This is a genomic window from Campylobacter sp. LMG 17559 (genome assembly GCF_024723605.1).
GTDB lineage: Bacteria > Campylobacterota > Campylobacteria > Campylobacterales > Campylobacteraceae > Campylobacter_D.
Window position 1 is genome coordinate 1 of record NZ_JANQCZ010000021.1, and the last position, 11,623, is coordinate 11,623.

At 26.1% G+C, this 11,623-nt stretch carries 11 protein-coding genes and 1 pseudogene; 9 read left to right on the plus strand and 3 right to left on the minus strand.

The features are described 5' to 3' along the window. The 3 genes and pseudogenes from CAMP5082_RS07845 to CAMP5082_RS07855 form a co-directional block, all read left to right on the plus strand. Positions 1-199 (plus strand): annotated as a pseudogene (locus tag CAMP5082_RS07845) (hypothetical protein); the annotation flags it as partial. Next, positions 200-1,456: a hypothetical protein gene (locus CAMP5082_RS07850; protein WP_337206393.1), complete on the plus strand. Its 1,257-nt coding sequence runs from the start codon at positions 200-202 to the stop codon at positions 1,454-1,456. It begins immediately after the preceding pseudogene. Positions 1,457-1,459: 3 nt separating this feature from the next. Next, positions 1,460-2,512 (plus strand): hypothetical protein, encoded by a 1,053-nt coding sequence (locus tag CAMP5082_RS07855; protein ID WP_337206394.1) that lies wholly within the window; start codon positions 1,460-1,462, stop codon positions 2,510-2,512. Here the strand turns inward: CAMP5082_RS07855 and icmH are convergent. Genes icmH through tssJ form a run of 3 tightly spaced genes read right to left on the minus strand, consistent with a single transcriptional unit; the run spans position 2,507 to position 5,142 of the window. Beyond that, positions 2,507-3,277, minus strand: a complete 771-nt coding sequence (gene icmH / locus CAMP5082_RS07860; RefSeq protein ID WP_337206395.1) for a type IVB secretion system protein IcmH/DotU — start codon at positions 3,275-3,277, stop codon at positions 2,507-2,509. The genes CAMP5082_RS07855 and icmH overlap by 6 nt on opposite strands. An 8-nt stretch (positions 3,278-3,285) precedes the next feature. After that, the gene (tssK, locus tag CAMP5082_RS07865) at positions 3,286-4,686 is read right to left on the minus strand and encodes a type VI secretion system baseplate subunit TssK (RefSeq protein ID WP_337206396.1); all 1,401 of its coding nucleotides are present in this window, start codon (positions 4,684-4,686) and stop codon (positions 3,286-3,288) included. Positions 4,687-4,701: 15 nt separating this feature from the next. Then, the gene (tssJ, locus tag CAMP5082_RS07870; protein WP_337206397.1) at positions 4,702-5,142 is read right to left on the minus strand and encodes a type VI secretion system lipoprotein TssJ; all 441 of its coding nucleotides are present in this window, start codon (positions 5,140-5,142) and stop codon (positions 4,702-4,704) included. Positions 5,143-5,236: 94 nt separating this feature from the next. On the opposite strand from tssJ, the gene CAMP5082_RS07875 reads away from it, so the two are divergent. The 6 genes from CAMP5082_RS07875 to CAMP5082_RS07900 all read left to right on the plus strand — a co-directional run bounded on the left by CAMP5082_RS07875 (position 5,237) and on the right by CAMP5082_RS07900 (position 11,570). Then, entirely contained in the window at positions 5,237-6,511 is a 1,275-nt protein-coding gene (locus CAMP5082_RS07875; protein ID WP_337206398.1) for a TssA family type VI secretion system protein, read from the plus strand. A gap of 73 nt (positions 6,512-6,584) precedes the next feature. Continuing rightward, the gene (gene tssB / locus CAMP5082_RS07880; protein WP_039626294.1) at positions 6,585-7,070 is read left to right on the plus strand and encodes a type VI secretion system contractile sheath small subunit; all 486 of its coding nucleotides are present in this window, start codon (positions 6,585-6,587) and stop codon (positions 7,068-7,070) included. A gap of 12 nt (positions 7,071-7,082) precedes the next feature. Then, positions 7,083-8,537, plus strand: a complete 1,455-nt coding sequence (gene tssC, locus CAMP5082_RS07885; RefSeq protein WP_039626296.1) for a type VI secretion system contractile sheath large subunit — start codon at positions 7,083-7,085, stop codon at positions 8,535-8,537. A 3-nt stretch (positions 8,538-8,540) separates the two neighbouring features. Further along, positions 8,541-8,933 carry a GPW/gp25 family protein gene (locus CAMP5082_RS07890; protein ID WP_066007556.1) on the plus strand — a complete coding sequence of 131 codons (393 nt, stop codon included), beginning with the start codon at positions 8,541-8,543 and terminating at the stop codon, positions 8,931-8,933. A 1-nt stretch (position 8,934) separates the two neighbouring features. Further along, positions 8,935-10,662, plus strand: a complete 1,728-nt coding sequence (gene tssF, locus CAMP5082_RS07895; protein WP_337206399.1) for a type VI secretion system baseplate subunit TssF — start codon at positions 8,935-8,937, stop codon at positions 10,660-10,662. Then, on the plus strand, positions 10,659-11,570 hold the full coding sequence (locus CAMP5082_RS07900; protein ID WP_257938269.1) for a type VI secretion system baseplate subunit TssG: 912 nt from the start codon (positions 10,659-10,661) through the stop codon (positions 11,568-11,570). The genes tssF and CAMP5082_RS07900 overlap by 4 nt, the downstream gene beginning before the upstream one ends. The last annotated feature ends 53 nt before the right edge of the window (positions 11,571-11,623 follow it).

Here is an 11,623-nt window from a genome sequence, read left to right on the forward strand (position 1 = left end):
TCTTTATAACATTAATGAAAAGGGAGAATTTGGTAGCAATGGTAGTATAGGAATAGTTAATGGGGTATTGTTTGAAGATTTATTAAAGCATTTAAGCTATATTACAAATGAAGAAGAATTGCTTTGCGAATTAGAAGTTAAATACCCCAAAAAACGAAACAATAAAATTGTATTTGCAAAAGAAATAAAGGATAGATAAATGAATAACATAAGCTCTAAGGAAATATACGATCTTAAAGCTCCGTTTGCACCAGGAACATATATAGAACTTTTCTTAGAGAATAACGACGATATACAAAGAAAATGGGGTTTTTTTGAATGTGATAGTCAAGCTAAAATGCAATTATTATTTGTATCGGATGATTATTTGCAAAGTTTTGATAGTTTTAGTACTTTAGTTGATATTGATGAAGATGGAGAATTAGAGTGCAATGATGATTACAATGCAACTTTAATTGAACAAGAAAATACAAATAAAATTGGCTTTTCTCTTCCTCTTTATAGAACAAAAGAAACTAAATTTGAAAAATATTATATTGTGGTATTTGCTTATGAAGGCGAAATGCCGACTTTACAAGATCCTTATGTGATCATTGATATGAGTTTTAGAGTGGGTATTGGAGAAGATGATAATGTTACTAATGGTGTTAATCTTGCAAATTATCCCAAAAATATTCAAGAATGGAACCAAATATCACACATACAAAGTGTTTGGGATGCTGTTAAATTTTTCGAATATCTATCTAAAAAAATAGGTGATACCTTTACTATTATGAGAGAAAATTTCTTTTCATTCTGTAAAAATAATCCTCAAATAGCAGGAAAAATTGCTTATATTTACTATAGATTTGACCTAGGTAGTCAATCTTTCATAGATAGCGTGGAAAATGATTTCAAAGACTACCAAAGAGATAGAGATTTTTATTTTCAAACTTGTAAAGATGTTTTGCTAAATTGCCCTATAGAAAAAAACAATCCTAAAACATTGAAAGAAAAATATGATGAATTGATGCAAGGTAAAAAATTGGATATAGCAATTTATAAAAATTTAATTAGTAAGATTGCAACCGCTATATGTGAAAAATTAGACCTAAATTTAATAACAAAAAATGGTGAAATAGATTTTTTCCAAGGAGATGAAGAAGAATGGGGAGAATATTACAAAAGACGCATACGTGTTAATGAAAATAATCTACATGATTTAAAAGAAATAATAAAAACTATGATTCACGAGATTAGACATTTTTATGTTGAAACTTATTATTATCCAGGACAAGGTATTTTAAGAGGATATTTGTTTTATGCACATGGATTCTCTATAAGCGATGATTATAAAATTTTATTTGATGGCTTTTATAAATTTGATGACAAAGAAAGGCAAGAAAATGCTTACGAAATACAACCAAATGAAAGAGATGCAAGATTTGTCGAAAAAACGATAGATTTTTTAGGCTAAAGAATGAAAATTAAACTTCCTGATTTAAAAAAATATGCTTTTAACAATAGATCAGATAAAACCATATATCTTGGCATAGAAACAAATATTTTATGTGTTGAAGATAGAATAAATGATATTTCAAATTTCTATAGTAGTAAATATAATAAAAAAATTAATGATTTAACCGCTATTTTATATATAGGAAAGGTAATATTTCAAGAAGAAAAAAACAACTTGTTTCCAAAATTTATAGCAAGTAATTTTGATATTAATTTTGAAAAATTAAATAATTTTTGGCTTAATGAAATAACAAACAACAAAGTGCAATATTTCAGGCAAAATAACAATATAATCTTATCCAAAGAACAAATTTACTCATATTTTGATGATTTACATTCCAAAAACATTAACTTAATTAAAAATTATTTTAATAAAATTTATGAAAATAGTGGCATTACCGCTTTAATCTATGACAAAAACAACCATAAAAACGATATATTAAATCAACTTGATACACTATCTAAACAAGATTATAAAATTACATTTAGCGATGAGCTTTTTTACGAATATTTAGTTTGGAGTCTAAATGACTTTTTAATTCCATATTTTTCTGGTAAATTTCAAGATGAAAATGAATTACTTTTTAATGCCGGTGCTTACACTACATATAAAGAATTATATCAAAAACAAATCAATCTTATACCAAATCCTTACTATGGAGAAAATTCTAATATCCGTTTTATTGATTTTTTCTATACCAATATAAATCCATTAAAATATGGGGTGGGTTATATCGAAGGTTATTTAAAATTTTTCAAACACTATCCAAATTCAAAGTTCCTTAAAAAAATGCCTCCAATAAAAGGATATAAATTTTATAGCCCTAATATTAACCATGATGGTAAAATTTTATCTTCCAATAAAGGAAAATTTTATTTTTCTCTAGCTGAAAATCCTCAAATTTTTATTTATTTTTTTCAAAAATATTACCCAAAAATTTGTAACCTTCCAAAACATTGGAACGAAATTATGTTTCAAAAGTTAAAATTAAACATTCCAAACGAGGAGTTATAATTTTTCTATATTCTTAATCAAACTGCTAATATTAGAATCGATTTTAATATTATGAGTTTGCAAATCAAAAATTGCAAAAATAAAAAAACCTAAAATACATCCAATAGGTATAACAACTAACGCAAATTTCATAAATCTGCGTTGAAAATACTGCCAAAATTTTTCCCTATTAGCTCCATTATAAGCCTTATCAAAAGCTGTCTCATCTGTTAAATTTATAAGAGGAGTTAACGCTGATGCTATATTATTACAAAGAAAAATAATTTTTTCCTCAACATCTTTTTCATGAGAATATTTTCCTCTATATCCTAAAATCAAGCAAACATATATGAATTCCAAAAAATCCTTGTTTTTGGATGGATTAGACAACCAAGAAAGCGCTATATCGTAAAAATTATCACCACCTAGAGTCTCATCAAATAATCTCACAGTTAAAGTATGATTTGCCCAAGAGCTATTAATAAATAAATCATTTTTCATTAGACTTTCATCTATAAATACACATAAACAATATCTTAATTTTATAATATCTTTCTCATCATACTCTTTAAAAGTACTTAATCTTGAACTCCAAACCAAAATTTCATTCACAAGCTTTTCTTTTAAATTCTCTATATAAGCAGTATCCAAAGAATGAACCTTAGATAATCTATAAACAAGTAAAAGAATTTCCAAGCAATTATCAACAACTTTATTGATTTCTAAACCTTTTAAATCACTTTCTAAAAGCAAAGATCCTTCTTTAAAATGTGATTCTTTTTGCATATTACTCCTTAAAATACAGCCCACATTTTTATATCAGGGTTTTTTATATTTGTTGTTAGATATAAACTTATAACATTTTCGCCCTTAAAGTATTTAAACAGCTCATCTTTTTTGTCTAACTTGTAATAAATATAACCATTTAAATAAGGTATAGAAGATGGAATATTTGAAATTTGCTCTATGTTTATCCCTCGTAATTGTGTTGTTACTATACTTTTTATCCTACTTTGAGTATGAATTTTACTTTGAGTTTTAAAATTATATAATAAATACTCATGATTAACATCAGCACTAATAGCTAAAAATAATTCGCCCTCTTCAATAACCGTAGGATTGTCAAATAACAAATCATAAAATCCATTGTTATTATCAATTACTTGAGCCATAGTATATTTTGGAGAAGTTATTTTTGCAAATAAAACTCTCAGTTGATTAGTAAGTGGTAAAAAAGTGTTAGTCAAGTCATCATGATTGTATACTATAAAATCAGAAAAGGAGCTTTCAGTACCAAAAGCACTAAGATCTCCTTGAAAATCAACTAATTTTTCATATAAATTTTCAGGATGTATTTTATCTTTATTGATTATATATGAAAAAATAAAATACCATTTTTTTAAAAGATTAAGTGATAAATATGTACTAAAATCCAAGGTGTTTTTAGTTTGATCTATACCCTTAAATACTTCAGTGAGTATTTCTTTATGCTGTTTAATTGAATGCGAAATTTCTTCTAAAAATGATTTAATATACGAAGATTTATTTAAATCTAAACAAGTGGGTATAAAACTTTCATCTAACTCTATTTTTTTATTTAAATCAATATTTTTGATTTTTGCTATAGGAATTTCAAGTTCATCTGGAGTTTTGCTACCTAAAAAGCCCAATTTCAATCTCAAACTAGCTAAAGTAATGCTTATTTTTTCTTGAGAGAAAGTAATATTATCATTCTCATATTCATCTTCTAAATCAGTATGTTTAAAAACTTCATTAGTATTATCATCATATATTCTTGAAGCTACAACACTTCTTAAACTAATGTATTTTGAATTAGGTATATTATTGTGCAAAGATATATCTGCTATAGAGGATAAACCCATAGGAATTTTAATAACAATAATAGAATTTACCAAAGAATCATAATTAACTTCCAAAGGCTCTGGAAGCTCATCTTGCTCTGGTGCATTAAAAATGCTACCATCTTTAGCAATTCCAGAAATTCTTTTAAGTGCTATTTTTCCTTGCATTAACATTTCATTGGAAAATTCTAAATCAATTATTCCATATAAATTATTGAAAGTTGAAATTGTTTTAAGATTAATATTTCTTTCAAAATATCGTTCTTGTTGCTCAAAATGAATTTTATCAATATTTAGCCCATTAAACCAAGCTACTTTTAGCTTATCTGCCATTATATTTTCCTTAGATTAAATATGTCTAATACCATCTTTTGTTATTTCAAATTTTAATGTTTTTTTAGTTCCAAAACCATTAGCATCATCTGTTTTTGCCCAAATTTTTGTTACCTTTTTAGTATTATTTGCAAATAAAACCAAAATACCAATATACGGCACTTCTTCATCTATAACTTTAAAAGCAATAATATTATCTTTAGGGGCAATTTGTAGTCTAATCGAGTCGATTTTATCTCTACCGAGTAGAGCATCCTCTCTATTAATCAGCTCTAAATCACTAGCCTTTATAAATTTATTTACATCTTTTAGTTGATACACAATAATAGTCAAAGGAACATCATCATTTCTACTATTTAAATTAGAATTTTTTATATTATCAATCTTTACACTTACAACGCTAGAGCAAGAACTCAAAAACAACCCCATGAGCAACATAACAAAAATTTTTCTCATTCCCATCCTTAAAAAAATACTTAAATAAATAACACTATAATTTTATTTTTTATTATAATTAAAAAAACTTTCAATAGTGCTTAGGAGATAAAAAATGATTTTCTGTGATCATTATGAAGAAAATTTAGAAAACTTAGAGATATTTCATTTACTTGAAGAAGAGATGACAAAATACAAAACATTAAATCATGAAAAAATACAATGGGATAAGGTATATGAATACTCATTAGATATTTTACAAAACAACTCGATGGATATGAAAATTTTCGCTTACTTTTCTTTATCATGTTTAGCATTAAATAACGAAGAGTGTTTTAAAATATTTTTAGAAATAATAATTTTTACAGAAAAATTATTTCGAGAAAAACCTGAAAATATAAGTAAAACATCTTCTATACTATTAAATCAAAAAAAGAAATACAAACAAATTGTTGAAAATTTTATTAATGAATTTAATAAAAATTCACCAAAATGCTCACAAGTCACAGCTAAAAGTTTAAATGAATATTTTGAAAAATTACACGAAATTTTAAATTGTAATTTTGCAAAATTAAACATTAAAGAAGAAATAACTCAAACTAAACAATCACCTCTTAAATCTCCAGTGACACAAGTAAATATCGATATAAAAAACACAAAATTATCTAATCTTAGTGATAGAGAATACAGAACATTATTAAATAATCTAGCAATAGAATTACTAGAAAATAACATTGAAAATACCAATGCTTATTCATTGTTTGCAGAAGCAGCTTGGGGAAGATTAAAAACCCTTCCACCGCATTCAGATTTTGTCACTAAAGTAAGATATCCTGATAGAAATTTAATAAAATTACTATTAGATAAAAATACGAATGAGTTAGATCAAATAAAATGTTTTATCAATAACCTTTCACTTAACCCTTTCTGGATAGAAGGATTTAAACTATTTTGTGATTTTTTACATCATCATCAAAAAGAACACTCCTTGAAAATTTTAAATTTACTAACTTGCAATTTTATTCTCAAATTCAAAGATATTACCAAGTTAAGATTTGACAATGGCGAATTAATGTGTAAAGAAGATACATTTAATTATTTTGTAAAACAAAATCAAGAAACTAATAAAAAAACACTCACTACATCCGATAAAAATAAAAAAGTAGAGCAATTACTCATTGAAATAAACAATGAAAATTATAATAATTCTTTATTTTGTAATATAAATTCTTTAATAGCCATGGCACAAGTTTTTGAAACAAACAATATGAAAAATAATGCAAAAATTATATACTTACAACTAGTTGAACTTATGGAAAAAACCTTATTAAAGGATTACTTAAGTGATGAGTATAATTATGCAAAAAACAAAACTAATAAAAAAATATAAACTTAGTTATTCTTTATTTAGTTTTATGTATAATTTAAAAAATAAATTTTAATTCAAAAAATAAGGAAGTAAAATGTCTGATGGATCAAGTGCACCAAAAGAACGCATAAATATAACCTACAAGGCAAAAACAAACGGGCAAAATGCAGAGATAGAATTACCTTTAAAACTTATGATAATGGCTAATTTAACAGGTAAAAATGAACAAAATTTAGAAGATAGAGAAATTGTGTCTATCAACAAAATAAATTTTAATCAAGTTATGCAAAAACTAGACATCAAAACCCAATTTAATGTTAAAAATACTTTGGGTGGAGGCGCTGAAGAATTAGATATCAACCTAAAAATATCTAGTATGAAAGATTTTTCGCCTGATAATATAGTGCAACAAGTGCCAGAGTTAAATAAACTAATGCGCCTTAGAGAAGCATTAATGGCTCTAAAAGGACCCATGGGTAATATTCCAAATTTTAGAAAAGCTGTTTTAGATGCTCTAAAAAATGAAAAAACCAAAGAGCAGTTGCTTTTAGAAATCAAAAAAGAAAATAACGAAGAATAAAGGAAACATAATATGTCAAAAGATAAAGTAATTGATACTCCAATTATTGAAAGTATTATGGAAAAAAGCAAATATGCTAGAAATGATGAAAGCTATAGTATAGCAAAAAGAGGAGTAGCCGAATTTATTTCCGCAATAGTTGAAAGCGATAACATAGAAGATAAAATCAACAAATTTGCACTTGATGAAATGATTGCCCATATCGATGATTTATTATCAAAACAAATGGATGAGATTTTACATAATGAAGAATTTCAAAAATTAGAATCGACCTGGAGAGGACTTTTCTTCTTAGTAGAAAGAACTGATTTTAATGAAAATATTAAAATTAATCTTTTTGATATTACAAAAGAAGAAGTTTTAGAAGATTTCGAAAATAATCCAGACATCACCCAAAGTGTTGTTTATAAAAATATTTATTCTTCAGAATATGGACAATTTGGTGGAGAACCAGTTGGTGCTATAATTGGTGATTACCAACTAAGCACTGCAAGTCCAGATATGACTTTTTTAAATAAAATGTCAAGCATAGCAGCAATGAGTCATTCTCCATTTTTAACTTCTTTAGGACCTAAATTTTTTGGTTTAGAAAATTATTCAGAATTAGCTAATATTCAGGATTTACAAAGTCTTCTCGAAGGTCCACAATACACAAGATGGAGAACTTTTAGAGAAAATGAAGATTCTAAATACACAGGATTAATGGTTACGAGGTTTTTGACAAGATCGCCTTATGATAGTGAAGAAAATCCCATCAAAAGCTTTAATTACAAAGAAAATGTTCACGCATCTCATAATCATCTATTATGGGGAAATTCAGCATATGCTTTCGCAACAAGATTAACAGAAAGTTTTGCTAAATACAGGTGGTGCGGTAGTATCATAGGACCAAAAAGCGGTGGAAGCGTAAAAGATCTTCCTACTTATTTTTATGAAAATTTTGGAAACTTAAAAGCTAAAATTCCTACTGAAGTTTTGATTACAGATAGAAGAGAATATGAACTTGCAGAAAATGGGTTTATAACTTTAACTCTAAGAAGAGACACCAATAATGCAGCATTTTTTTCAGCAAATTCTGCTTTAAAACCTAAAATATTTCCAAACACACCAGAAGGAAAAGAGGCTGAAACAAATTACCGCTTAGGTACTCAATTGCCTTATGTATTTTTAATTTCAAGATTAGCACATTATCTAAAAGTACTACAAAGAGAAGAAATTGGAAGCTGGAAGGAAAGAAGTGATATTGAAAATGGTTTAAACGAATGGGTTAGACAATATATTTCAGATCAAGAAAATCCACCAGCAGAGGTTAGAAGTAGAAGACCTTTTAGAGGGGCTCAAGTAAAAGTGGATAATATACCAGGGGAGCCTGGATGGTATAAGATTGGGTTGAGTGTTCGTCCTCACTTTAAATATATGGGTGGAAATTTTGAACTATCTTTAGTAGGTAAATTGGATAAAGAATAATAAATGTCTTTGCTGGATAAAATTATTCATTCATTGGATGAGCAATATAAAAATATCCCTTTTTATCAAAATGAATTTCAAGAAATAAAAAATAATATACAAGTTTTGCTTAATGCAAAACTTGATGACTGCTTAAGTGTTGAAGATTTTGGATTATCTAGTATGGAAAATCTAAATTTAAGCTCGACAGAACTTTGCTTGAACATGGCAAAAGAAATTCATAAACTCATAAGTAAATACGAAAAAAGAATTATAATTAATTCTATCACATATAATGATTCTTTAAAACCTTGGCAACTTTCATTTTTACTAAAATGTGTTTTTTGTAATGATAATTTTAAAGAATTTGCAATTGAAATTATATTTAAAAATAATCGATATTGCGAGGTTATCTAAAATGACACAAGATGATATACATTATTATCAAAAGGAGATTGCTTATCTTAATCATGCTCGGAAAATTTTTATAGATAAATTTCCCAAGTTAACCCCTTTTTTATCTTACGATAGTAAAGATCCAGATATAGAAAGAATTATTGAAAATTTAGCAATATTAACCTCTAAAATTCATCAAGAATTAGATCAAAATATACCCTATATTGCAGAATCTCTAATTAATATTCTTTCTCCAAATTACACCAACATTCTACCTTCTATGTGTATGCAAGAATTCAAATTTAGCGAAAACAGCAAACTCAACAGATTAATTATTCCTAAAAATAGTACAGTTAAATCCGTATCTATAGAAAAATGTGAATGTGAATTTAAAACAGTATATGATGTATATCTATATCCATTAAATATAGAGAATGTTTTTTTAGGAAGTGAAAGACAATATCATACATTAGATATACAACTTAGAGTTAGTAGAGAAGATTTAAACATAGAACATCTAGGTTTAGATAGACTAAGTATATACTTAGGGGATGATGTTTACACATCATCTACATTACTTTTTTATATGCATCAATATTTAGAAGAAATAAAAGTCATATCTCATGACACAAAAGAAGAATTTAAAATAAATACCCATAATATTAAAACTATGGGTTTAAAGCCAAACGAAAGTTGCCTATTTTATAATGACTTAGGATTTGAATCTTTTTCCTTGCTAAGAGAATACTTTTTTTTGCCTGAAAAATTTAATTTTATCTCAATACAAGGCTTGGATGTTTTACATGAGTGTAAAGGTAAGTTAATTAGCATTTTTTTTAAATTTAATAAAACACTTCCTAAAAATTGTATTATAAAAAATGAATTATTCTCATTATCAACAACACCAATCATTAATATTTTCGAAAAAACAGCAGAACCTATCATCAATAATCACTCGAAAAATGGATATAGAATTTTTATCGATAGAACAAATTTAAATGCATATGATATAGTTCAAATAAAACAAGTCAAAGCACATAATAGCGACAGCGGGAGTAGAATTTTAAAAAACTATAAAAATTTTGAACGTTTTGAATTTATGCAAAATAAAATACAAGATTTTTACTACATTACAAATAAATCAAATTCCAAGCAAGATAACTTCAAAGAAATATCGTTTTTTTCCTCAAACAATACAAATGAAACAATCACAATAGATGTATTATGCTGTAATAAAAATTTACCGACCCGTTTAAAAATAGGCGATATCAATCTTATACCTTTTTATAAAGATGCTATTACGAAAAACATTACCATTCCAACGCCGATTAAGCAAGTTAAAACCAATGGTGATCTTTTATGGAAATTAGTTTCTATTTTGTCATTTAGTTATCAAACTCTTTTAACAAAAACATCCTTTTTTCAAGTTTTAGAAAGCTATAGCTTTCCTGATGATAAAACTTCTGAAGTAGTATGTCAATTACTTACCTCTTCAATAATTGACATACAGTCAAAACCAAGCTACTTAATTGATGAGTATATTACAAAAAAAGGTACTATGAGTATTATAAGTATAGATGATTCTAAATTTTATTCTTTGGGTGAAGTTTATAAGCTAGGATTAATAATTTCAGAATTTTTATCATCCTTTGTGAGTATTAATTCATTTTGTGAATTAAAAATTAAATGCATAAACTCAAAAGCGACTATACACTATCCTTTTAAAAAAGGAATTAAACCTATATTATGAACAATGCAAACTCTTATACCTTTTATAAACTTCTTAAAAAATTATTAAAAGATCATCCCAAAGAAGATATTTTTCTAAGGGTAAATAATGCTCTAATGCATCCTAACAAAGAAATCGAATATGTAAAATTCAATAAAAATATTAGTGATTTTCCCATTGAAATTATGATTAATTTTATGGGTCTACAAGGTAATACATCACAACTCCCTTCTTATATACTAGACAAGCTCTCTAGGAATGAGGATGGCGGGGATGGATGGAGTTTATTTTTTGATTTCTTCAATCACTATCTTCTTTGGATTTTTTTTGAAATTACCACTCTTAACAATTATCCAAAAAGTTTTGATATTAACTTCAGCGATAGAATTTCTAAAATACTATTTTCTATGTTAGGCATCAATGACACAAAAATTGCAAAGAGATACCTACCTTTTGCACCGTTATTACTAAGTTTAAGAAGACCTAAAAGTTATATTGAAAGAATTTTACAAATCACTTTTAATTTACAAAATCAATTAAATATTATAGAAAATATACCCCATCAAATTTACATAAGACACATACAATTAAATAAATTAGGAAGTAAAAATCATATTTTAGGAAAAAATCTAATCTTGGGAAAAAAATTTCTATCTTACCAAAATAAAATAGCTATTTATATAAAAGATATACACTATGATGAAGCTTTAAAATACTTTCCAAACGCAGAAAAATACAAAGAGCTTAAAGAAAGTATATTATTTCTAACTAACAATGAATTTTGTGTTGATTTATATCTTAAAATTATTTTTAATAAAAGAATGCTGTTTAAGCTAGGAGACTACTCTCACTCCAAATTAGGATGGGGTAAAATTTTAGGAAAAAAAATAAAAAATTACGAAATAATACATATTAAACTTCATGAATAATTTTTATATTTATCAAAATATATCATTTATTCATCTATATTAAAATCAAATAC